Raw genomic sequence first — 18,642 nt, forward strand, 5'->3', positions numbered from 1 at the left:
TGTCTTCAATGGCTCATCAGGCAGCAGACGGGCGCGCCGGCCAGCAGGGCCCGGGTGACCCCGCCGAAGGCCCATTCGCGCAGGCGGCCGTGGCCGTAGGCACCCGTGACGATCAGGTCGGCCCCCTGCTCGGCGGCCACTTCGATCAGCGCCTCCGCGGCCGTGAGGCCCTGGGCCCGCCTCTGGATCGCGGTGGCGTGGACGTCGTGGGCCCGGACGAGGCCGAGGATATCCTGACCGTCGGCGGGGCCGCCGTCTTCGGCGACCGATACGATGATGACCTGCGAGGCCCGCGTCAGGAACGGCAGCGCGTCCCAGACGGCGCGGCGCGCCTCCCGGGTGTTCCGCCAGCCGATAACGACGCGCTTGGCATCGAGGACGTCGACATGGGGCGGCACCACCAGGACCGGTCGACCGAGATTCATCACGAGATCGCCCGGATCGACCGCGAACAGCGCGGGGCCCGGCTCCGTCCTACGCCCGACCACGACGAGGTCGGCGGCGGCGGCCTGCGCGGTCACGAAGGCGAGCGGGATGCCGAGATTCGAGCGCCAGGCGATGCGGCTGCGCGTGCCGGTGATCTCCGCGAAGGTCGCATGGGCGCGCCTGAGGTCGTTCAGGACCATCTCGCTGGATGCTTCGAGGGCATAGGCGCTCGCCGGCGTCGGCCCGACAGGCGGAACCGCATAGGCCGGCTGCTCCGCGGCGACGCCGATCAGGCCCGCGTGAAAGGTGTCGGCCAAGTGGGCGGCCAAGCGAACGCGGTTCCGCGCCTGGTCCGTCAGATCCACGGCGACCATGATGCTGGCATAGGTCATGGGACATCTTCCGGAAGCGGTGACGACGGGCGGGGGCGCTCGGGTCCGAGGGCCCTGGCCCCCGCGCCGCGGTTCAACCCAGGGTCAGGCGGTCCTCGACGGCGCGCACGCCCGGCGCCGACCACGCGGCATTCTCGGCGAGCTCGCGCTCGTACCAAGCGTGCACCGTGCCCTCCAGGGTGACCTTCGCATCCTTCACGCTCACCTTGATGGCGTTCGCCTCGAGCTCGGCGTTGCGCTTGAGGGCCGCCTCGATCTTGGACTGCACCTGGGGAGCGCTCGCCTTCGGGGCCACCTCGACCTTGTTGATGATGCCGGCCACACCCGCGAGGCGCCTGATCGACCGATAGGCCTCCTCCTTCTGGTATTGCCACTCGACCCGACCGGTCAGCGTCACCCAGCCGTCCTGTACTTGGACCTGCACGGCCTTCTTCGGCACGGTCACGGACCAGTCGAGCATCTGCACGGCGCGCTGCGCGAGATCCTCGTCGCGGGGCGGCGCCTCGCCGGCCAAGCGCACCTTGATCTCCTCCACGACGCCGCGCACGCCGCGCACCCGTCGGACCGCCTTCTCGGCAGCCACGCGCTGCGCGTAGGTCCCGACATGCCCGGTGAGGGTGACGATGCCGTTCTCGACCGCGACGCCAATATTGGCCGCATCGATGCTCGGCTCGAAGTCGAGCTCATCGATGACATCCTGGCGGATCAGCTTGTCACCCATCGTCAACCTCCCGTATGTAATCCAGGCTGTACCTGGCCAATACCGACGCTATGCGCCGCAGGCCGCCGGGCATTGATCCAGCGCAAAGGGCTCGCCGGCCTCGATTCCGGCCGCCATCGGGCAGGTCCGGGCCGCGCCGCGACGGTCGCGCCGCGCCGCGCCGGCCACGACGGTCCCGATCATCTCTCCGGCGTCGAAGATCCGGCCGAACAGGGGCACGTCCGAGAAGGGGCGCGGGACGCGGGCGCTCCCGGAGATCAGCGCGAAGGGGATGCCGCGCCGGCGCAGTGCGCAGGCCAGCGGGAAGCAGGAACCCCGGTTCAGATCGACGCTGAGCACGGCGAAGTCCGGCGGCACCCTGTCGAGGCTCGCCACCGCGTCGTCGCAGCCTCCGTAAGGGCCGCTGACGGCGCAGCCGGCATCGGTCAGGGCATCCTCCAGCCACAGCCCCGGCAAGGCCTGAGGCTCCGCCACCAGCACGATCGTCCGCTCCTCGTCCCCCTGACGCTGCATGCGCCGCCTCCCGTCTGCTTCTGCTTCGGGGGCAGGATGGCGCGAGCGCAGCGGCTCGCCTTGCGCTAGGTCAACGGAGGCGCGCTCGCGGGGCCGGCTTCGGATCCGCACCGCCGGCGCGGGGTCGGATCGCGCGCGCCACCTCGCGGGGCCGGCTTCGGATCCGCACCGCCGGCGCGGGGTCGGATCGCGCGCGCCACCTTGAGGGCCGCAGCCAAGTCGTCCCGGTCGGTTCCGTATCGGCGGCAGAGCGCCTCCAACCAGGGCATGGCCCGTTCGTCCGCATCCCCGATCTCGGAGTATGGGACGTGGTACATCCCGTCGAGCGCCTCAATGCCGTAGCCGGTCACGGCCCATTGCCGGCCTTCCCAGTGCACGGGTTCGGTCAGGTCATGGCTCATGGCGCTCTCCTCAGGCGGCCTGTTCGGTGAGTTCGACGACATCGCAGGTGTCGGCCCGCAGCCGCCAGTCGATGATCCCGGCCGCTTCGCAGAACAGCGCCTTGGCGGCGGCGGCGGCGGCGTGCTCGGAATAGGCAGGGACTACGGCCTGCTGCTGCAGGGTGCGGTGGTCGTGACCGCAATCATCCGGAACGACCTTGTGGAAGGTGACGAGGAACCTGCGCATGGCGCGTCTCCCGGTTCGAGGTATGGGGCAACGTTGGCTTTCGCCGCGGCCGGCGCCTTGATCTCGCGCAAGGACCGCCGCGCCGGTCAGGTACCCGGCGCCGGAGGGTACAGGCGCTTCCGGCCCGGCTCGCCGCCCAGGCCGGCCTTGGCGGCATGATGCGCGCGCGCCTTCCCGTGCAGCGGCCAGTATCGCTCCATGGCGAGGTAGGTGAACGAGGCCGACCAGCCGATCAGCAGCAGACCATTGAGCGCCTCGACGCCGGCGAGCAGGCGGGTATGCGAGGTCGGGAAGTGGTCGCCGAAGCCGAGGGACGTGTACGCCACCACCGAGAAGTAGAGGCAGTCTTCGAAGGACGTGACCGGCGCGCCCGCGAAGGCGCCGATGCCGAGCCGCAGCACGAGGATCCAGTAGGCGCCCGCGTAGATCCAGACGGCAACCGTATGCCCGACGAAGGTCATGAGCACGACGGCCAGGATCCGCATGCGCGGCGGGATCGGCAGCTCGGACAGGTGTTCGGATGTCAGCCGGAGCGTCTCGTAGAGCACCAAGATCGTCGAGACGACGAGGATGACGCTGGTCGTCATGGCGAGGAACATGGTGCTGTCCCGGACGAGGGGCGGGATCAGGGTCGCGCCCGAGCGCCTCGTCCGCCTTGACCTGCCTCAAGGCGGCGACCGCGGGCACGGCTCGGCAGGACCGCTCCGGTAAGCCGGCTCTGCCGGACGACGATGATCCAGATCAAGGTGGCGCCTCCCCGGATGGTGTGGCCTGGCGGCATCTCCCGGAGGCGCCGCCGAAGGGGCGAGCAGGCGAGGTCGGATCATGACGGACATTCGCGTATCCGAGGATCTCTGGGCCACGGGCGTGCTGCCCGAGGGAATCCTGGAGCGGTGGCTCGTGGAGGACGGGGCACTGGTCCGTCCCGGACAGGCCGTGGCGGCCGTCAGGGTCGGCACGGCGCTGCACGACATCGTCTCACCGGCCGGCGGTCACGTGGCGATCGTGGCGCCGGCGCTGGCGGTTCTCGACCCGGGCTGCACCATCGCGGAGATCCGTCCCTGAGGGCCGGGGACGGCCCGCCTTTGACACGGATCAACGCGCTCAGGCGCCCGGGCGGCGATCCAGGGCGGAGGCTCACCCTACCGGAGGCCGGCCGTGACCCGCATCCTACCGCATACCAGACCGTCACCGCCGGGCTGGAGGACCGACGAGATCCTCCTCGGCGTCGCCCAGAACGCGGTCGGCTCCGCCCTGGTTCTGGCGGCCTGGGCACTCGCCATCATGGACCAGCACCGCGCCGCCTCCTCGGCCCTCCTGCCCGGCCTGCTGATCTTCGGCTTGTCGGCCGCCGGCCAGATCCGGTTCCGCCCTGCCATCGAGCAGGCGATCGCGCTGATCGGCGCCTGGATCGTCATGGCTCCCTGGACCCTCGGATTCGCAGCCAACGATGCCGGAACCTGGGCGCACGTGGTCCTCGGAGGGCTGGCGCTCGCCATGGCTGCGGCGTCGCTGAGGCGGGCGGGGGCGCCATGAGGGCGGCTCGCCTGCGCGGGGTCTCCGCGGCGCTGCTGGCCGGGGCCATCCTGGCCCGCGCCGGCGGTCCGGCCGCCGCCGGGGACCATCGGGCCCAGGGCCGGACGGTGGCGGTGCAGCTGTGCAGCTCCTGCCACGTCATCGGCCGCGATCCGCTGGAGGACAGGCTGGAGGGCGGGTTCGTCGGTCCCTCCTTCGCCAGGATCGCCAACATGCCGGCGACGACCGGTCTGGCCCTCAACGTCTTCCTGCAGAGCCATCACCAGCGGATGCCCAGCCTGCGCCTCGACCGGGACGAGCTGGACGCCGTCATCGACTACATCCTGAGCCTCAAGAGCGAGGCGGCCGCGCGGCCCTGAAACGGCTCCGCCCCGCGCCTCGATCTGCTCGTGCCGGAGACGCCGTGATGGACTGTACGACGCTATCGGGCCTCGACACGCTTCCCGATCTCCAGACCGCCCTGGACCGTCTCGGGATGGAGCACACCCTGCGCCTGCCCCTCGACGATTGCGACCGCCTGTTCGGCATCAACGATGCCCTGGTCGGCCGGGTGGCGAACTTTGCGCGCGGGCACGGCTGCACCGTGATCTGGGACTCGTCCGGCCTGCTCTTCCGCCGCCTGCCGCCGGCCATGGGCAAGCCGGCGGCAATGTCCCCGGGCGGCGCGCCTCGGGGATAGGCGCCGGAGCCGGTTGAGGCAGATCAAGGCTGCGCGCCGGCGGCGACCGCACCGTGACGGCCTCGACGATCCTGCGGAAAGAGCGGTCCCATGTCCTATGCCAGCATCATGGTCGCGGTCGATGATGGGCGTCACGCTCGGGCACGGGTCCGCCTCGCGGCGGATCTGGCGCATCGCCTCGGTGCCCGCCTCGTCGGCGTGGGTGCCTGCATGCCGGAATATCCGCGCTTCAATGGCGAGACAGCGAGCCCCATCGACCTGATCTTCGATCAGATCCGCCTCGCGGCCCTCGACCGGCTCGCGAGTACCGAACAGGCCTTCCGGAATGCCGCGTGCCTCAACGAACGCGTGACGTGGCGCTCGGCGCTGGATTTTCCCGTTCGCTTCCTGGAGCAGCAGGCGCGGGCGGCGGATCTCGTCGTCCTCGGGCGCCACGCGGACGATGAGGGAGCGGATCCGACCGTCACGCTCGCGGTGGGCGACGCGCTGATGAGCGTCGGACGCCCCACCCTGGTGGTTCCGCCGAGCATCGAGCACCTGGAGGCGAACCGGATCCTCATCGGCTGGAAGAACACGCCCCAGACGCGCCGGGCCGTGTCGGACGCCATGCCTCTCCTGCGGCGCGCCGAGGCGGTCCAGGTGATGCGGGTCGCGGAGGGCGCGGACTTGGCCGAGGTCGAGGATGTCGTCCGCTTTCTCGCCCTGCACGACGTCAACGCGCGCGCGCACCTGGCGGAGCCCTCCGGCTGGACCGTCGCCGACGACCTGCAGAGCGCGGCGGCGGGCTTCGGCGCGGATCTGATCGTGACCGGCGCCTACGGGTACAGCCGGATGCGGGAATGGTTCTTCGGCGGGGTGACGCGCGACCTGCTGGCGGCAGCCTCCGTCTGCTGCCTGATGTCCCACTAGAGCCGCGAGGACGCTCCCATGTCCAATCCAGGCAATCCCGGGCAGCCCGATCCGACCTTCCCGTCCCCGTCGCCGGTGCGTCCGCCGGAGCCCGCCTCGGTGCCGCTTCCGGAGCCCCTGAACGTCTCGGCTTCGGAGCCCGACGACATACCGCCTGCGAACGAGCCGCTCGGGATCCCGGGCGGGATGCCGCCCGAAATCGTACCGGACGCTTTCGGCCCGGCTGCGGCATGGGGCTGCCCGGACCGATGAGGCGCGTCTTGCTCTCGAACGGTGGTCGAGAGCAGCGGCGAGAGGGACGGATGCCGGGGTGCAGGTCGGCGCGCAGTCGGGCGCCGGGTTCTTTCGGCCCCGTCGCACCGGTCGGCCGGTCCAGGGGATGCGCAAACGAAAGGGCCAGCCCGAAGGCCGGCCCCGAGCGCGGTCCGAAGCTTTCCTACTCGGCCGCCGTCATCTCGGGAGTGTAGTGGCCGCACCAATCCTGAGCAGCGACCACCGGCCAGAGGCCCTTGGATTCGGGAGCGGGCTGGCTGACAGGCGGGTTGAAGCGGCACAGGCCGGCATCGTTCTGCGCGACGGCACCGTTGCCCTTGTGCTCGTCGAAGAACCGGCAGGTCTCGCACTTCGCGTTCATGGTCAGGCTCCTGTGAGGCCGGCGGCCGAGGCGGCCCCGACTTGAAACTTAGAAATGATCCAATCTGCGCAACCAACGGCGGACTGCGCGGCCGGTTCCACCAGGGCTGCTCGGGCCCCGCGCGAAGACCGGGCTCCGGACCCTCAGGCTCCGACGTCGATTCGCGCTGCCGCAAAATCCGCGAGCAGGCGCTGAAGCTCGTCCTCGTGGACCAGCTGCGCCGCCTCCTCCGGTGGAAACCACCGCAGCGTCCGCTGGTCCTGCTCCGGCCAGCGCGCGTGCTGCGCCTCCACCCGCAACGGATAGACGCGCACCTTGCAGGGGAGCGCGCGACCGTGATCGAGGCGCTTCTCGTAGCGGTACCAGCCGACCGGATCCACCGCGATCTGCCCCTTCAGGCCGGCCTCCTCGTAGGCCTCCCGTTCGGCAGCCCGATGCGCCTTGCGGCCGAGCATCGGCCACCCTTTCGGGAGGATCCAGCGGCCCGTATCGCGCGAGGTGATCAGCAGCACCTCAACCTGGCCGTCCGAACCGACGCGGAACGGTAGGGCCGCGACCTGCTTGAGCGGCTTGGCATGAGCCTTTCGCAGCAGCTTCTTCAGGCTCGGCCGCTTGGATGCGGTTTTCAGCGCAGACCTCGAGGGCGAGAGGGGAAGGATGTGCTGCGGACGCTTCTGCAATCGATGGACTCCTCACGCCTTTACATAGTTGAATACATGCGCTTCGCGGCCGGGTCGCGTTGCCATCGAGCCATGCCTGTAATGCCATGCTCAACGTCTCATGGGCCGCTTGCATTATCCCGGCTTGTCCGCGAAGGCTCTTGCGTTCACCGGCAACGAGTCACGGCATGCCTGTCGAGATCGAGCGCAAGTTCATCGCGAGCCCCGCTGTCCTGGCGCTTTGCCGGTCGGGGACGCAGCTCGTTCAAGGCTATCTCTACACGGACGACGCCAACACGGTCCGCATCCGCCGGGCGGGGGATCGCATGGTCGTCACCTGGAAGAGCCCGCGCCGCGGCGCCTGCCGCGACGAAGTCGAGTTCGCTGTCGCGCCCCTGGACGGCGAGGAGCTTCTGGCCCGCGTGCCGGCCGGCCAGCGCCTCGAGAAGACGCGCTACCGCGTCGCGCATGCCGGTGCCGTCTGGGACGTCGACGTGTTCGGCGGCGCACTCTCGGGCCTGATCCTGGCGGAGATCGAGCTCGAACGCGAGGACCAGCCCGTAGCGCTGCCGCCATGGATCGAGCGGGAGGTCACGGACGACGCGCGCTACCGCAACTCGCGGCTGGCCACGGGCGCGGTGCCGGACCGGCAGGTGGCCTGAGGACCGCGCCGGTTGAACGCCCGGGCGACGGCGCCGTTCTAACGGGATGCCCCAAGGCCTGATCACCTGGAACCAGGACGTGACCGCCGGCGTGCCGCTCCCGCGCTTCGTCGGCCGGGTCGGCACGGTCGAGGTGGGAATCTGCGAGTACGACGGCTCGAACCGGCTCTGGACGTGGTGGAGCCCCCTGGCCGAGGACATCTGGGGTCACGGCCAGGACGCCCAGGGCGCCCAGCAGGGCTGCGAAGTCTGGCTGCGCGGCTGGCTCGAGAATTTCAGGCCCTTTTTCACCTGATCGCGCGGCCGGCCGCCCCGGCCCGCAACCGGCCGGAGCCGCACACGCTCAGCGGAGGAATTGCGGGAGGCGGCGCTTCCAGCGCTCCCCGAGCCGCAGCTCGTTTCCTCGCCGCCAGACGGGCCGCAATGCGGGAGCCTGCCCGGCCTCGGCCGGATGCGGGCGCGCCGGGAGCTCGTCGCCGAGCGGCTCGGGCCGCGCCGCGGCCGGACGGGGCTCCTCCGCCGGCGCGGCCGCAGGTGCGCCGAGCGCGGCAAGGGTTTTGGCCGGAGCCCGCTCGCTCCGCGGACGCCGTACGCGGGGCACCGGAGCGATCTCGGCCTCGGGTTCGGCCTCCGGCTCGGCCGGGGCCGGGAACATGGGGACGAGGCTCGGCAGGATGCGCCGGGCCGGCGCATCCGGCTCCTTGTCCAGCCGCGAGGGCGGGGCGGCCTGAATCTCGGGCTGCGCCAGCTTCACCTCGTCCTGGAGGAGTTCCGGCCACAGGCTCTTGTCCGCGCGCGTCCGCGGCTGGGCGGCGGTCGACGACGCGCGTGCGGTGCGGGTGCTCTTGATTTCGACCATGAACGGTCGCGCGCTGCGGCGCTTCATGTAAGACGATCCTTGGAAACATTCGCGCCAACACATGGTCTGCACGAACAGACCGAGGTTAAGCATGCTCTCGGACGATGTCCAGAAAGACAACCGCGTACTCGTCAATTTTCTTTCTTTTCAGGACAAGGTCACGGCGCGACCGCCGCCCGCGGCATCGGATCAGAATCGGTTGTCCTGCCGGTTAAGCGGCTCAGCGGTGCCGAACCCGGGTTGCGTGTGGCGAAGCTTGGCCCATTGCGTGCTATCATCCGGCGGTTTGCAACGCATAGGCGAGTCGGCATGCTGAACAGACGATCTTTCGTGGCCCTGTCGGGCGCCGCGCTCGCCGCTCCGGCCCTCGCACAGAGCCCGGCCGCCCGGGTTCTCAAGTTCATCCCGCAGGCCGACCTCACGGTGCTCGATCCGATCTGGACGACCGCCTACGTGACCCGGAACCATGGGCTGGCGGTGTTCGACACGCTCTACGGGACGGATGCCAGCTACGCGGCCCAGCCCCAGATGGTGGCCGGCCACACGGTGGAGAACGACGGCAAGCTCTGGCGGCTGACGCTCCGGCCCGGGCTGACCTTCCACGACGGCAGCCCCGTGCTGGCCCGCGACTGCGTGGCGAGCGTCGCGCGCTGGGGCAAGCGCGACGCGATGGGCCAGACACTCATGGCCTACACGGACGAACTCTCGGCCCCGGACGACCGGACGATCCAGTTCCGCCTGAAGAAGCCCTTCGCGCTCCTGCCGGACGCGCTGGGCAAGGTCGGTTCCTCGATCTGCGCCATCATGCCGGAGCGTCTCGCCAAGACCGACCCGTTCACGCAGGTGACCGAGATGGTCGGCAGCGGCCCGTTCCGCTTCAAGGCGGACGAGCGGGTGGTCGGCGCCCGCGTCGTCTACGAGCGCTTCGCCGGCTACGTCCCGCGCGAGGGCGGCGAGCCGCAATGGACCTCGGGTCCGAAGCGCGTCTTCTTCGACCGGGTCGAGTGGAACGTCATCCCCGACCAGGCCACCGCCGCCTCCGCCATGCAGACGGGCGAGATGGACTGGTGGGAGCAGCCGCCGGCCGATCTCGTGCCGACGCTCGGGGGCCTGACGACGCGGATCACCGACCCGACCGGCCTCATCGGCTGCCTGCGGATGAACCAGCTTCAGCCGCCCTTCGACAACCCGGCGATCCGGCAGGTGCTGCTGAAGGTCGTCGACCAGACCGACTTCATGCAGGCGGTGACCGGCACCGACCCCAAGCTCATCCACGTGCCCACCGGCTTCTTCTGCCCCGGCCTGCCGATGGCGAGCACGGTCGGGCTCGACGCCCTCACGAGCAAGCGCGACTACGAGGGCGCCAAGAAGGCGCTCGCGGCGGCCGGCTACAAGGGCGAGAAGGTGGTGCTGATGGGCGCCTCCGACTTCCCGAGCCTGAAGGCGCTCGCCGACGTGGCGGCCGACATGCTCACGCGCGCCGGCTTCAACGTCGACTACCAGATCATGGATTGGGGCTCGGTCGTGCAGCGGCGCGCCAAGAAGGACCCTGTCGCCCAGGGTGGCTGGAGCGCCTTCTGCACCTTCTGGTCCGGGCTCGACCAGGCCAACCCGGCGGTCAGCGCCTTCCTGCGCGGGACGGGCGCGACCGCGGCGATCGGCTGGCCCACCAGCGAGAAGATCGAGGCGCTGCGGGATCAATGGCTCGATGCCCCCGATCCCGCCGCGCGGAAAAGGCTCGCGGATGACCTGCAGCGGCAAGCCTTCGCCGACCTGCCCTACCTACCCCTCGGGCAATACTTCAACCAGACCTCGTTCAAGCCGTCCCTGACCGGCGTCATCGACGGCGTACCGGTCTTCTGGAACGTCAGGAAGAGCTGACGAGCGGCGGAAGCGGATGCAGCGGGCGCCAATACGCGACAACAACGGTCAATCATCCGCCCCTAAAGCGCCCGGGCTGCTTCCCAGCCCCGCCGCTGACGCGTTAAGCAGGGCCGGCACAGGTCACCGTCCGAGATGACCGGCCCGCGAGGAAGCCCGAGATGATCCGCCCTGCCCGCCGCCCGCGTGGCGACGATCGGCGCCGTCCGGCCCCGCGCGGGCCCGGCTGTGACCTGGATCGATCCGGACCCGACCGGGATCCGGCCTGGACCCATGTCACGCCGCGAGGATAGGCCCATGGACGACACCGCGCTGGAACGCTCGGCGATGCGGAGGATCGGCTGGCGGCTCGTGCCGTTCCTGATCCTCGCCTACTTCGTCTCCTTCCTGGACCGCGTGAATGTCGGCTTCGCGGCGATCCAGATGAACCACGATGTCGGCCTGTCGGCGACGGTGTTCGGCTGGGGCGCCGGGATCTTCTTCCTCGGCTATTTCCTGATGGAGATCCCCAGCAACCTGATGCTGGAGCGCTATGGGGCGCGGCTGTGGATCGCCCGGATCATGGCGTCCTGGGGGCTGATCTCCGCCGCCATGGCCCTCGTGCAGGGGCCGTGGTCCTTCATCGGCCTGCGCTTCCTGCTCGGCGTGGCCGAGGCCGGGTTCTTCCCCGGCGTGATCCTCTACCTCACCTACTGGTTTCCCTCGGCCTATCGGGCGCGGATCGTCGGCGTCTTCATGATCTCGATCCCGATCTCGTCGTTCCTCGGTTCGCCGATCTCCGGCGCGCTGCTGGGCTTGAGCGGCTGGGGCCTGCGCGGCTGGCAATGGCTGTTCATCCTCGAGGGTCTGCCAGCGGTGCTGATGGCCTTCGCGGTCCTGTGGCTGCTGCCCGACGGGCCGCGCGACGCGGCCTGGCTCCCGGCCGACGAGCGCGCATGGCTGGAGCGTCGTCTCCAGACCGAGGCGGGGCGGAACACCAAGCCTGGTCAGGCGGCGAAACCGCCGCTCTGGGAGGTGCTGCGCGACCGGCGACTGGCGCTGTTCGCGGCCATCTATTTCGGGTCGACGGCGAGCAGCTACGGGCTCTCGTTCTGGACCCCGCAGATCGTCAAGAGCTTCGGGCTCGGCAATTTCGAGACCGGCCTCCTGAACAGCATCCCGTACGGGTTCGCCTCGGTCGCCATGATCCTCTGGGGGCGGCACAGCGACCGGATGTCCGAGCGGCGCTGGCATCTGGCGCTCTCGTTCCTGGTCCTGGCCCTCGGGTTGGCCGGCGGTACGGTATTCTCGGGGCTGGGCCCGGTCGTCGCAGCACTGACGGTGGCGGCGGTCGGCGTCTACATGCTGAAGGGCCCGTTCTGGGCGCTGGCGACGGAGCAGCTCCCCCCCGCCACGGCGGCGGCGAGCATCGCGGCGATCAACGCAGTGGGCAATCTCGGCGGCTTCCTCGGCCCCTATCTGATCGGCGCGATCAAGGACGGGACCGGCAGCTTCACCTTGAGCCTCCTGCCCCTGGTGCTGTTCGCCCTGATCTCCGCCGCCCTGTCGCTCGTCCCCGGTCGCACGGCGCGGCCCGACCGGGGCGCGCCCCGGCCCTCTGCGGCCTGACCGGTGCGGGTCGGGAGCGGGCCTCGCGAGAACCGCTCCCGGGACCGCGCGGTTAGTCCTCGTGCCGCAGCCGACACGGGCGGGGCGCCGCCGATGGGGAGCCGGAGAGACCATGGACCTGAACGACACCGTGCGTGATGCCATCCTGGCGGAACTGAAGCGGCAGGCGGAGGCAGAGGATCCCGCGCCCCAGGTGGATCTGTCGGAGCCGGGCTATGCGCGCATCACGGGGCGCATCGACATCGAGGCGTTGATCATGGTGGTCGCGGGCGCCCTCGCGGGCGGCCCCTGATCCGAGGGGCGGCACGCGGCGGGAGATCGCCATGCCAAAGCTCAACGCCGTTCTGGAAACGGTCCTGTACGTCGCGGATCTCGAGCGCGCGGACGCGTTCTACCGCGATACGCTCGGCCTGACCTGCATCCACACCGATTTCCGCATGCGCGCCTACGATGTCGGCGGGCGCGGCGTCCTCCTCCTGTTTCCGCAGGGCGGTTCCCTGCACCCGATCCCGACACCGGGCGGAGATATCCCGCCCCATGACGGCAGCGGGCCGGCGCACGTCGCGTTCGCGATCGACGCCGAAGCGCTCGCTCCGTGGGAGGATCATCTGGCCGCCTCAGGCCTCGCCATCGAAGGGCGCACGCACTGGCCGCGCGGCGGCACCAGCCTCTATTTCCGCGATCCGGACGGCCACCTGCTCGAACTCGCCACGCCCGGCCTCTGGCGCGGCTACTGAGGCGCTGCGGGCCCCTGCCGGCAACGGGACGCGCTCGGCCGTACCGATCGCAGCCGAACCCAGGCCGCCTTTCCAAGTTGTCTGCCTACGGGAGAGAGCGATGATCAGCGAAAATATCACGGTCGGCAGCGCACATCTTGATCTCGGCGAGAGCTTTCGGGAGCAAGCTCAGCAGCGGATCCGGGAGGCGGCGAACAAATATCTCGGCAATCTCGTCGCGGCCTCCGTTCACGTCGCCCGTGAGGGCGGCGATTTCCGCTGCTCGGTGAACATGCAGATGAGCGGCCAGGAGATGATGAGCGCTGAAGCCGTGGCGGAGAGCGTCCCGCTGGCCTTCCGCACGGCGTTGAACAAGGTCGAGAAGCAGTTGCGGCGTACGAAGCGCCTGCAGCGCGAGGATCGCGCGCATCAGCCGGACAGGATCATCACGGCGTAAGCGCATCGTCCCGGATGTCCTTCACCCGGATCTCGGGCGGCGCGCCGGTCCAGGGGCGAAGCTGCGACGCGGGCGCCGACACGCAGCCCGGGCCCGGCGAGCGAGGGCGCCGGAAGCGATCCGGCAACAGCCGGCGGTGGAGCGATGCGGGCAGAGACGGATCACCACCGAGGAATCTTGAGCGCGCCGCCACCTGAGCACGGGAGCGACAGCACCGGGCTCAGAAGTCCCGAGCGCGGGACGCGGCCGCTCGGCCTGGGTTCCGGGCGCGACGGCCTCGTCCACGGTCCAGCGCGTTCGACGCCGGACCGGCCGATCCCGGTCCTCGTCATGCTGCACGGAGCCGGCGCCTCGGCGCAGGACGTGATGCCCCTGGTCGCGGACGCGGCCGACGCGCACGGAATTCTGGTCCTCGCCCCCGACGCGCGGGAAGGCACCTGGGATTTGATCCGACACGGCTACGGACCGGATGTCGCCTTCCTGGACCGGGCTCTTGGCCATGTCTTCGGCGCCCATTGGGTCGACCCCGCGCGCATCGCGATCGCGGGCTTCTCGGACGGGGCATCCTACGCGCTGTCGCTGGGCCTCGCCAACGGTGGGCTGTTCGGCGACGTGCTGGCCTTCTCGCCGGGCTTTGCGGCCCCCTCCCGCGTGGCGGGCGAACCCCGGATCTTCATCGCGCATGGCCGGCAGGATCCCGTCCTTCTGTTCGAGCGCTGCGGGGCCGGGTCGCGGCGGCGCTCGAGCAGTCCGGCTACGATGTCGACTTTCGGCCATTCAGCGGCGGGCATGTCGTTTCGACCGAAATGGTTGAGGCCGCCCTGTCCCGCTTCCTCGGCTGAGGCCCGCGCGCGAAGCGGGACGCGGCGACGGCCAGACGCAGAGAGGCCGCCCCCTTTCGGAAGCGGCCTCTCCAGGGCCTCAGGTCGGTCTCGGGCGGAGCTTGCGCCCGAGATCAGCCGCGGCCGTCGGACCTGTGCGGTCCCTTAGTACGTGCCGAACTTGTAGTTCAGGCCGGCGCGGACGACGGCGAACTCGTCGCTGCGGCGGCCGACGCCGCTGTAGACGACCGGGAAGTTGTTGGCGGCGTTGATCACGAACGCACCCTGATTGCGGGTGTTGCGGTCGAGGTTCACGTACAGGCCTTCGACCTTCAGCGTCACGGCGGACGAGTGGAAGAAGTTCAGGAACGAGTCGGTCGGGAGCGCGTACTCGATGCCGCCGCCGACGGCCCAGCCGGTGCGGAAGCTGTCGTTGCCGGCAAAGCCGCCGAAGGAGCGGTCGGCGCTGCCCGAGCCGTAGGCGAAGCCGCCGGTGCCGTACACGAGGGTGCGGTCGAAGGCGTAGCCGAGGCGGCCGCGCACCGTGCCGAAGAAGTCGAGGCTCGATAGGCCGCGCGGGTCGGTGACGTAGTAGCCGGGCGCGATCGCGCCGCTGACGAAGGCGTTGTTCCGGTTGCGGCCGAAGTCGAGGTACTGGGCGTCAGCCTCGAAGCCGATGACCACGCCCGAGCCCGGGGTCAGCTGCCAGTTGTAGCCGATCTGGCCACCGCCGGAGAAGCCGTCCTGGCTGCGGTCGCGGAACACCGCGATGGTGCCCGGAGCGGCGTAGGGGAAGGGCACGGCGAAGGCCGAGCCGGTGTTGCGGTTGCTGGCGTCGAAGGCGTAGCCGGCGTTGATACCGAAGTAGGCGCCGGTCCAGGTGAAGACCGGGACGGGGGTGAAGACCGGCGGGGGCGCAGCCCGGCGCGGCAGGTCGGCCGCGGAGGCGGCGCCGGTCAGGAGCGCCGTGGCGGCGCTCGCGAGAAGAAGCTTCTTGATCATCTGGTCCTCAGTCTCCCGTTGTGCGGGATGTGTGCGGCGCGACAAGGACCCCAGGATGCGCTCCCGCGATAGTGCAGCTTTGCAACAGGGCTGCCTGAAGGCTCGGGACGCACGGTTTGAAAAGTGCGCTGGAGCACATCATCGCGATGCCGCGATCGAATCGTCGGGAACTATTAGCGCAGTTCTGCTGCGCGGTACCGATTTTTGTGGCGACACCCGCACCCTGCGCACAATAAACTGGGGCAACAACTCCCAGTGCGCCCCGAAAGCACTTCAGCGGCCGCATTCCTATCCCAGGTTGTTCCCCTACCGGCGGATGGCGGGTGGGTGGCACATCTCGGCCGGCGGGAGGCCCGCGCGAACCGCGGGCGGGACGGCGAACCCTGCGTGGACGGAGCGGGAGGCATCCGGTACTTTAACTCCATGGCTGAGACCCACTTCCGGCCCGAACAGGGCCTGGAGCAGGCCATCGAGCAGCTTTCGGTCGCCCGCTCCGTGGCGGACATCGTGTCCGTCCTCCGCGGCACGGCGCGGGACATCGTCGGCTCGGATGGAATCGCCGTAGTCCTGCGCGAGGGTGACGCCTCGTTCTACGCTGCCGAGGACGCGATCGAACCGCTCTGGCGCGGGCGGCGGTTCCCGCTGGCTGAATGCATTTCGGGCTGGGCCATGCTCCACGACGAGACCGTCGTCGTGCCGGACATCGAACTCGATCCCCGGGTGCCCGCCGCAGCCTATCGCATCACCTCGATGCGCAGCCTCGTAATGGTGCCGATCGGTTCACCTGAGCCGGTCGCCGCGCTCGGCGCCTATTGGTGTGCGTCAGTCATCCCGGACGACGCGACCGTCTGCCGGCTCGAAGCCCTGGCCCAGCGGGCCGCAGCCGCCCTGACGCGGATCCGCGTCTTGCGCGAGGTGGCCTCCCCTCGGATGCGGGCGGAGCAGCCCGGGGGCTGACGATCCCGCGCGGCGCCGGGGATCGAAAGGCCGTCCCGGCCGTTCCCCGCGTGCACGGCTCCACGTCCCGCTCTGACGCGCTCTCTTACTCGCCGGGCGGAGCCCCTTCGGCGAAGAGGGCTCCACGGAAGTTCCAGACCACCCTCATGAAGCGCTTCCTCCTCGTCGGCATCTTCGTCGCCCTGTTCGCCGCCATCGCGGTGATCGCCGCCACTTGGTCGAAGGTCACGCCCGTGAACCCGGCCGTGTCGCCGGACACGTCATCGACGCCGAATCCGACCGCGCAGCGGAAATGACGCCTCAATCGGGCCGGGCCCGATCGGGGCTCCAGACCGGGTGGTGGCTGATCTGTGCCTCGGGGGTGGCGGCCTGTCCGGCCTCTCGCTGATCCGCCGGATCCGGACCCTGGAGCGAGCCGCCCGCATCCGCGCCACCAAGATCCATCGCGGCCCGGTCATCGTTGCGCGCCCTCGAGAGCGGCACCCGGGACTTCGTGCCGACGGATGCGCCGGCCGGATTCTTACGCGACGCGCTGGCCGCTCTGGACCTGGGCGATCGCGATCGTCCGGCGCGCGATACTGTACGCGCCGTCAGCCACATGAGGATCGAGAGAGCGTGAGGGACGTTCCGGGTCGCGCGCGCCCGGAGACGCGGCCTGCGCGCACCGGCACCGCGCTCCGGCTGCTGCCGTGACCGGGCCGACCTCGGATCTGCCCGGTGCCGCGGGAACATGCGCCGGTCTGCGGTCTTGGCCCTACAGAGACTGCTGGGAGAGATGTCAGGAGGGTCGCATGGGACAGGATGTCGACGCGGCACGCCAAGCATTCGGAACGGTGCCGCCGGGACGGCCGGTCGGTGCGGAGAAGAAGCCCGATCCTGCGGCCGGCGGCAGCGGCCCGCACGCGCCGGGTCCTCCGGATCCGGCACCCGACGCGGCACCGGAGAGCGGCGGCTACGACACCCGGCCGCCGGCCCGCCAGCCGGACAATCGGAAGGGCGGCTACGGCGCAGGCTGAAGCCGGCGGGTCCGCGCTCCTCGGGCTGCACCGCAGGCAGGCGGTCCTGCGCCGCCGCACGGCTGCCTCGGTTCGGGCGCGGATCGTCCGAGGAAGCGGATGAACGCGCCACCGAGCCGATTGACCGGGGACCGGCCGCCGCAGCGGAATCGGACCGGGGGATCCGATCAGTTCAGGGCGGATATCCGAAATATTTGCAGCAAAGCATCTAGAATAGTCTGTCATATGTTGCGAAAAATGTAGCTCAATTATCCAAATCAGAAATCTCCGGAACGTATTACATTCTGTAGGATTGGTGGATCCGTAACGATCGACGGAGCCCATCATGCGTATGTCCACCGCCCTCGTCCTCGTGACCCTGCTCGGATCGAGCGCCGTCGCTCAGACCACGGTCACGGGCTCTCCGGCCGCCCCCGATGCCAGGACGAGCCAGCAATCCGGTGGCCAGGAAAGCGTGACGCGTCCGAACACCGACAAGATGACACCGAACGGTGGGGCCGCGGACGCCGCAGCCAACGTCCGCCTTGAGAAGGGCGCCAACAGCTTCACCGAGGGCGAGGTCCGCTCGCGTCTCGCGAAGGCCGGCTACACCGATGCCAAGGATCTCAAGAAGGACGCCGACGGCATCTGGCGCGGCACCGCCACGCATGGCGGCCAGCAGGTGAGCGTCGGCCTCGATTTCAAGGGCAACGTGTCGGCGCAGTGACCCCTCGACCCGTGCAGGAGATTCTCATGGCCCAGCAGACCATCACGGCCCTCTACGACCGCTACGCGGATGCCAGCGCCGCCGTGACCGACCTCGAAGGCGGCGGTATTGCGCACGGTGACATCAGCCTCATCAGCAACAACGAAGGCGACCGCCATGCCGGCCTCCTCGGGCGCAGCGGTCACGGGAGTTCCGACACGAAGGACAAGGCCAAGGACGGCACCGGTGCCGGCGCCTCCCTCGGCACCGTCGTGGGCGGCGCCGCCGGCCTCTTGGCGGGCCTCGGCCTGATCGCGATCCCGGGCGTCGGGCCGGTTGTGGCCGCGGGCTGGCTCGTCGCCACCCTGACGGGCGCCGGGATCGGGGCGGCGGCGGGCGGCCTCGCCGGCGCCCTGGCCGGCGCCGGGGTCAGCGAGACGGACGCGCAGGCCTACGGCGAAGGTGTACGCCGGGGCGGGACCTTGGTCACGGTCCGCGTCGACCCGGCCCGGGCGGCGCTGGCTCCGACTGTGACCGAGATCCTCGAGCGGCATGGTCCGGTCGATCTCGACGAGAAGGCCGGGGCGTGGCGCGCGGAGGGCTGGGACGCGCCGAACACGGGGGCCGGTGCCGGCGGCACGCTCGGGGAGCGGCGCCGCGTCCGAACCTATCCCGCCACCACCGACATCTGACGCGGCACCGTCCGGCCGCGGCGAGCCGGAGCATCCGGCCGCCGACCCGACGGGTCCGAACCGGACCTCCCGACGCTCATCGGCGGCCGGGAAGTCCCAGAAATCGGAAGATATTCATGATGTCTTTCGATTTAATTTACTTCTTTTCAACCTTTATCCTCCCCAAACAACTATAAGACTCAGCACTGTT

Annotated in this window: 29 protein-coding genes and 1 pseudogene; 19 read left to right on the forward strand and 11 right to left on the reverse strand. The window is 70.1% G+C overall.

Going from position 1 to position 18,642, the window contains the following annotated elements:
- Nucleotides 1-5: 5 nt before the first annotated feature.
- The 6 genes and pseudogenes from ACYCO6_RS30865 to ACYCO6_RS30890 form a co-directional block, all read right to left on the reverse strand.
- On the reverse strand, nucleotides 6-818 hold the full coding sequence (locus ACYCO6_RS30865; RefSeq protein WP_459766511.1) for a universal stress protein: 813 nt from the start codon (nucleotides 816-818) through the stop codon (nucleotides 6-8).
- 73 nt (nucleotides 819-891) lie between these two features.
- Nucleotides 892-1,539 (reverse strand): BON domain-containing protein, encoded by a 648-nt coding sequence (locus tag ACYCO6_RS30870; RefSeq protein ID WP_459766513.1) that lies wholly within the window; start codon nucleotides 1,537-1,539, stop codon nucleotides 892-894.
- A gap of 48 nt (nucleotides 1,540-1,587) precedes the next feature.
- Nucleotides 1,588-2,052 carry a response regulator gene (locus ACYCO6_RS30875; protein WP_459766515.1) on the reverse strand — a complete coding sequence of 155 codons (465 nt, stop codon included), beginning with the start codon at nucleotides 2,050-2,052 and terminating at the stop codon, nucleotides 1,588-1,590.
- Between the two features lie 155 nt (nucleotides 2,053-2,207).
- Nucleotides 2,208-2,453, reverse strand: a pseudogene (locus ACYCO6_RS30880) (hypothetical protein); the annotation flags it as partial.
- Nucleotides 2,454-2,463: 10 nt separating this feature from the next.
- Nucleotides 2,464-2,679 carry a hypothetical protein gene (locus ACYCO6_RS30885; RefSeq protein WP_459766517.1) on the reverse strand — a complete coding sequence of 72 codons (216 nt, stop codon included), beginning with the start codon at nucleotides 2,677-2,679 and terminating at the stop codon, nucleotides 2,464-2,466.
- An 86-nt stretch (nucleotides 2,680-2,765) separates the two neighbouring features.
- Nucleotides 2,766-3,278 carry an ion channel gene (locus tag ACYCO6_RS30890; protein ID WP_459766519.1) on the reverse strand — a complete coding sequence of 171 codons (513 nt, stop codon included), beginning with the start codon at nucleotides 3,276-3,278 and terminating at the stop codon, nucleotides 2,766-2,768.
- Between the two features lie 226 nt (nucleotides 3,279-3,504).
- Between ACYCO6_RS30890 and ACYCO6_RS30895 the strand changes: the two genes are divergently transcribed.
- The 6 genes from ACYCO6_RS30895 to ACYCO6_RS30920 all read left to right on the forward strand — a co-directional run bounded on the left by ACYCO6_RS30895 (nucleotide 3,505) and on the right by ACYCO6_RS30920 (nucleotide 6,055).
- Nucleotides 3,505-3,744, forward strand: coding sequence for a biotin attachment protein (locus ACYCO6_RS30895; RefSeq protein WP_459766521.1), 240 nt, complete (start codon nucleotides 3,505-3,507; stop codon nucleotides 3,742-3,744).
- A 93-nt stretch (nucleotides 3,745-3,837) separates the two neighbouring features.
- On the forward strand, nucleotides 3,838-4,215 hold the full coding sequence (locus tag ACYCO6_RS30900) for an SPW repeat protein (RefSeq protein WP_459766523.1): 378 nt from the start codon (nucleotides 3,838-3,840) through the stop codon (nucleotides 4,213-4,215).
- Complete coding sequence (locus ACYCO6_RS30905) at nucleotides 4,212-4,574, forward strand: c-type cytochrome (RefSeq protein WP_459766525.1); 363 nt, start codon at nucleotides 4,212-4,214, stop codon at nucleotides 4,572-4,574. The genes ACYCO6_RS30900 and ACYCO6_RS30905 overlap by 4 nt, the downstream gene beginning before the upstream one ends.
- A gap of 47 nt (nucleotides 4,575-4,621) precedes the next feature.
- Entirely contained in the window at nucleotides 4,622-4,894 is a 273-nt protein-coding gene (locus ACYCO6_RS30910) for a hypothetical protein (protein ID WP_459766527.1), read from the forward strand.
- A 90-nt stretch (nucleotides 4,895-4,984) separates the two neighbouring features.
- A complete protein-coding gene (locus ACYCO6_RS30915; protein WP_459766532.1) occupies nucleotides 4,985-5,803 on the forward strand; it encodes a universal stress protein in 819 nt (272 codons plus the stop codon).
- Nucleotides 5,804-5,821: 18 nt separating this feature from the next.
- Complete coding sequence (locus ACYCO6_RS30920) at nucleotides 5,822-6,055, forward strand: hypothetical protein (RefSeq protein WP_459766534.1); 234 nt, start codon at nucleotides 5,822-5,824, stop codon at nucleotides 6,053-6,055.
- A gap of 184 nt (nucleotides 6,056-6,239) precedes the next feature.
- Here the strand turns inward: ACYCO6_RS30920 and ACYCO6_RS30925 are convergent, their stop codons facing one another.
- Nucleotides 6,240-6,437 carry a hypothetical protein gene (locus ACYCO6_RS30925; protein ID WP_091782746.1) on the reverse strand — a complete coding sequence of 66 codons (198 nt, stop codon included), beginning with the start codon at nucleotides 6,435-6,437 and terminating at the stop codon, nucleotides 6,240-6,242.
- A 143-nt stretch (nucleotides 6,438-6,580) separates the two neighbouring features.
- A complete protein-coding gene (locus ACYCO6_RS30930) occupies nucleotides 6,581-7,117 on the reverse strand; it encodes an NUDIX hydrolase (RefSeq protein WP_459766537.1) in 537 nt (178 codons plus the stop codon).
- Nucleotides 7,118-7,284: 167 nt separating this feature from the next.
- On the opposite strand from ACYCO6_RS30930, the gene ACYCO6_RS30935 reads away from it, so the two are divergent.
- Both ACYCO6_RS30935 and ACYCO6_RS30940 read left to right on the forward strand, forming a co-directional pair.
- Entirely contained in the window at nucleotides 7,285-7,758 is a 474-nt protein-coding gene (locus tag ACYCO6_RS30935) for a CYTH domain-containing protein (RefSeq protein WP_459766539.1), read from the forward strand.
- A 46-nt stretch (nucleotides 7,759-7,804) separates the two neighbouring features.
- A complete protein-coding gene (locus tag ACYCO6_RS30940) occupies nucleotides 7,805-8,053 on the forward strand; it encodes a hypothetical protein (protein WP_459766541.1) in 249 nt (82 codons plus the stop codon).
- A gap of 48 nt (nucleotides 8,054-8,101) precedes the next feature.
- On the opposite strand, the gene ACYCO6_RS30945 is transcribed toward ACYCO6_RS30940, so the two are convergent.
- Nucleotides 8,102-8,644: a hypothetical protein gene (locus ACYCO6_RS30945; protein ID WP_459766543.1), complete on the reverse strand. Its 543-nt coding sequence runs from the start codon at nucleotides 8,642-8,644 to the stop codon at nucleotides 8,102-8,104.
- A 282-nt stretch (nucleotides 8,645-8,926) separates the two neighbouring features.
- On the opposite strand from ACYCO6_RS30945, the gene ACYCO6_RS30950 reads away from it, so the two are divergent.
- From ACYCO6_RS30950 to ACYCO6_RS30975, 6 genes are all read left to right on the forward strand, one after another.
- Nucleotides 8,927-10,498, forward strand: a complete 1,572-nt coding sequence (locus tag ACYCO6_RS30950) for an ABC transporter substrate-binding protein (protein ID WP_459766545.1) — start codon at nucleotides 8,927-8,929, stop codon at nucleotides 10,496-10,498.
- A gap of 297 nt (nucleotides 10,499-10,795) precedes the next feature.
- Nucleotides 10,796-12,106 carry an MFS transporter gene (locus ACYCO6_RS30955; protein ID WP_459766549.1) on the forward strand — a complete coding sequence of 437 codons (1,311 nt, stop codon included), beginning with the start codon at nucleotides 10,796-10,798 and terminating at the stop codon, nucleotides 12,104-12,106.
- Between the two features lie 112 nt (nucleotides 12,107-12,218).
- Nucleotides 12,219-12,398 (forward strand): hypothetical protein, encoded by a 180-nt coding sequence (locus ACYCO6_RS30960; RefSeq protein ID WP_459766551.1) that lies wholly within the window; start codon nucleotides 12,219-12,221, stop codon nucleotides 12,396-12,398.
- Between the two features lie 31 nt (nucleotides 12,399-12,429).
- Entirely contained in the window at nucleotides 12,430-12,843 is a 414-nt protein-coding gene (locus tag ACYCO6_RS30965) for a VOC family protein (protein ID WP_459766553.1), read from the forward strand.
- A gap of 100 nt (nucleotides 12,844-12,943) precedes the next feature.
- Entirely contained in the window at nucleotides 12,944-13,279 is a 336-nt protein-coding gene (hpf, locus tag ACYCO6_RS30970; RefSeq protein WP_459766555.1) for a ribosome hibernation-promoting factor, HPF/YfiA family, read from the forward strand.
- Nucleotides 13,280-13,456: 177 nt separating this feature from the next.
- Nucleotides 13,457-14,269, forward strand: a complete 813-nt coding sequence (locus tag ACYCO6_RS30975; RefSeq protein WP_459766557.1) for an alpha/beta hydrolase — start codon at nucleotides 13,457-13,459, stop codon at nucleotides 14,267-14,269.
- Here ACYCO6_RS30975 and ACYCO6_RS30980 read toward each other — a convergent pair.
- Nucleotides 14,266-15,102: an outer membrane protein gene (locus ACYCO6_RS30980; RefSeq protein WP_459766559.1), complete on the reverse strand. Its 837-nt coding sequence runs from the start codon at nucleotides 15,100-15,102 to the stop codon at nucleotides 14,266-14,268. The two genes, ACYCO6_RS30975 and ACYCO6_RS30980, sit on opposite strands and share 4 nt — an antisense overlap.
- A gap of 423 nt (nucleotides 15,103-15,525) precedes the next feature.
- Here ACYCO6_RS30980 and ACYCO6_RS30985 point away from each other — a divergent pair, with 423 nt between their 5' ends.
- A complete protein-coding gene (locus tag ACYCO6_RS30985) occupies nucleotides 15,526-16,059 on the forward strand; it encodes a GAF domain-containing protein (protein WP_459766561.1) in 534 nt (177 codons plus the stop codon).
- A gap of 146 nt (nucleotides 16,060-16,205) precedes the next feature.
- Nucleotides 16,206-16,355, forward strand: coding sequence for a hypothetical protein (locus tag ACYCO6_RS30990; protein WP_459766563.1), 150 nt, complete (start codon nucleotides 16,206-16,208; stop codon nucleotides 16,353-16,355).
- Between the two features lie 4 nt (nucleotides 16,356-16,359).
- On the opposite strand, the gene ACYCO6_RS30995 is transcribed toward ACYCO6_RS30990, so the two are convergent.
- Entirely contained in the window at nucleotides 16,360-16,542 is a 183-nt protein-coding gene (locus ACYCO6_RS30995; protein ID WP_459766565.1) for a hypothetical protein, read from the reverse strand.
- A 308-nt stretch (nucleotides 16,543-16,850) separates the two neighbouring features.
- Here ACYCO6_RS30995 and ACYCO6_RS31000 point away from each other — a divergent pair, with 308 nt between their 5' ends.
- The 3 genes from ACYCO6_RS31000 (at nucleotide 16,851) to ACYCO6_RS31010 (ending at nucleotide 18,452) form a co-directional block, all read left to right on the forward strand.
- Complete coding sequence (locus ACYCO6_RS31000) at nucleotides 16,851-17,075, forward strand: hypothetical protein (RefSeq protein WP_459766567.1); 225 nt, start codon at nucleotides 16,851-16,853, stop codon at nucleotides 17,073-17,075.
- A gap of 325 nt (nucleotides 17,076-17,400) precedes the next feature.
- Nucleotides 17,401-17,781 carry a hypothetical protein gene (locus ACYCO6_RS31005; protein ID WP_459766569.1) on the forward strand — a complete coding sequence of 127 codons (381 nt, stop codon included), beginning with the start codon at nucleotides 17,401-17,403 and terminating at the stop codon, nucleotides 17,779-17,781.
- A 26-nt stretch (nucleotides 17,782-17,807) separates the two neighbouring features.
- A complete protein-coding gene (locus ACYCO6_RS31010) occupies nucleotides 17,808-18,452 on the forward strand; it encodes a hypothetical protein (protein ID WP_459766571.1) in 645 nt (214 codons plus the stop codon).
- Nucleotides 18,453-18,642 lie beyond the last annotated feature (190 nt).

It is taken from the genome of Methylobacterium sp. CM6257 (genome assembly GCF_054611515.1).

Excerpts from the sequence above, each read along its gene's own strand:
- hpf (WP_459766555.1), top strand. The coding sequence starts at position 12,944 with ATGATCAGCGAAAATATCACGGTCGGCAGCGCACATCTTGATCTCGGC.
- ACYCO6_RS30950 (WP_459766545.1), top strand. The coding sequence starts at position 8,927 with ATGCTGAACAGACGATCTTTCGTGGCCCTGTCGGGCGCCGCGCTCGCC.
- ACYCO6_RS30885 (WP_459766517.1), bottom strand. The coding sequence starts at position 2,679 with ATGCGCAGGTTCCTCGTCACCTTCCACAAGGTCGTTCCGGATGATTGC.
- ACYCO6_RS30870 (WP_459766513.1), bottom strand. The coding sequence starts at position 1,539 with ATGGGTGACAAGCTGATCCGCCAGGATGTCATCGATGAGCTCGACTTC.
- ACYCO6_RS30960 (WP_459766551.1), top strand. The coding sequence starts at position 12,219 with ATGGACCTGAACGACACCGTGCGTGATGCCATCCTGGCGGAACTGAAG.
- ACYCO6_RS30980 (WP_459766559.1), bottom strand. The coding sequence starts at position 15,102 with ATGATCAAGAAGCTTCTTCTCGCGAGCGCCGCCACGGCGCTCCTGACC.
- ACYCO6_RS30915 (WP_459766532.1), top strand. The coding sequence starts at position 4,985 with ATGTCCTATGCCAGCATCATGGTCGCGGTCGATGATGGGCGTCACGCT.
- ACYCO6_RS30910 (WP_459766527.1), top strand. The coding sequence starts at position 4,622 with ATGGACTGTACGACGCTATCGGGCCTCGACACGCTTCCCGATCTCCAG.
- ACYCO6_RS30865 (WP_459766511.1), bottom strand. The coding sequence starts at position 818 with ATGACCTATGCCAGCATCATGGTCGCCGTGGATCTGACGGACCAGGCG.
- ACYCO6_RS30935 (WP_459766539.1), top strand. The coding sequence starts at position 7,285 with ATGCCTGTCGAGATCGAGCGCAAGTTCATCGCGAGCCCCGCTGTCCTG.
- ACYCO6_RS30895 (WP_459766521.1), top strand. The coding sequence starts at position 3,505 with ATGACGGACATTCGCGTATCCGAGGATCTCTGGGCCACGGGCGTGCTG.
- ACYCO6_RS30890 (WP_459766519.1), bottom strand. The coding sequence starts at position 3,278 with ATGTTCCTCGCCATGACGACCAGCGTCATCCTCGTCGTCTCGACGATC.
- ACYCO6_RS30985 (WP_459766561.1), top strand. The coding sequence starts at position 15,526 with ATGGCTGAGACCCACTTCCGGCCCGAACAGGGCCTGGAGCAGGCCATC.
- ACYCO6_RS30990 (WP_459766563.1), top strand. The coding sequence starts at position 16,206 with ATGAAGCGCTTCCTCCTCGTCGGCATCTTCGTCGCCCTGTTCGCCGCC.
- ACYCO6_RS30905 (WP_459766525.1), top strand. The coding sequence starts at position 4,212 with ATGAGGGCGGCTCGCCTGCGCGGGGTCTCCGCGGCGCTGCTGGCCGGG.
- ACYCO6_RS30920 (WP_459766534.1), top strand. The coding sequence starts at position 5,822 with ATGTCCAATCCAGGCAATCCCGGGCAGCCCGATCCGACCTTCCCGTCC.
- ACYCO6_RS30945 (WP_459766543.1), bottom strand. The coding sequence starts at position 8,644 with ATGAAGCGCCGCAGCGCGCGACCGTTCATGGTCGAAATCAAGAGCACC.
- ACYCO6_RS31010 (WP_459766571.1), top strand. The coding sequence starts at position 17,808 with ATGGCCCAGCAGACCATCACGGCCCTCTACGACCGCTACGCGGATGCC.
- ACYCO6_RS31005 (WP_459766569.1), top strand. The coding sequence starts at position 17,401 with ATGCGTATGTCCACCGCCCTCGTCCTCGTGACCCTGCTCGGATCGAGC.
- ACYCO6_RS30940 (WP_459766541.1), top strand. The coding sequence starts at position 7,805 with ATGCCCCAAGGCCTGATCACCTGGAACCAGGACGTGACCGCCGGCGTG.
- ACYCO6_RS30965 (WP_459766553.1), top strand. The coding sequence starts at position 12,430 with ATGCCAAAGCTCAACGCCGTTCTGGAAACGGTCCTGTACGTCGCGGAT.
- ACYCO6_RS31000 (WP_459766567.1), top strand. The coding sequence starts at position 16,851 with ATGGGACAGGATGTCGACGCGGCACGCCAAGCATTCGGAACGGTGCCG.
- ACYCO6_RS30925 (WP_091782746.1), bottom strand. The coding sequence starts at position 6,437 with ATGAACGCGAAGTGCGAGACCTGCCGGTTCTTCGACGAGCACAAGGGC.
- ACYCO6_RS30955 (WP_459766549.1), top strand. The coding sequence starts at position 10,796 with ATGGACGACACCGCGCTGGAACGCTCGGCGATGCGGAGGATCGGCTGG.
- ACYCO6_RS30875 (WP_459766515.1), bottom strand. The coding sequence starts at position 2,052 with ATGCAGCGTCAGGGGGACGAGGAGCGGACGATCGTGCTGGTGGCGGAG.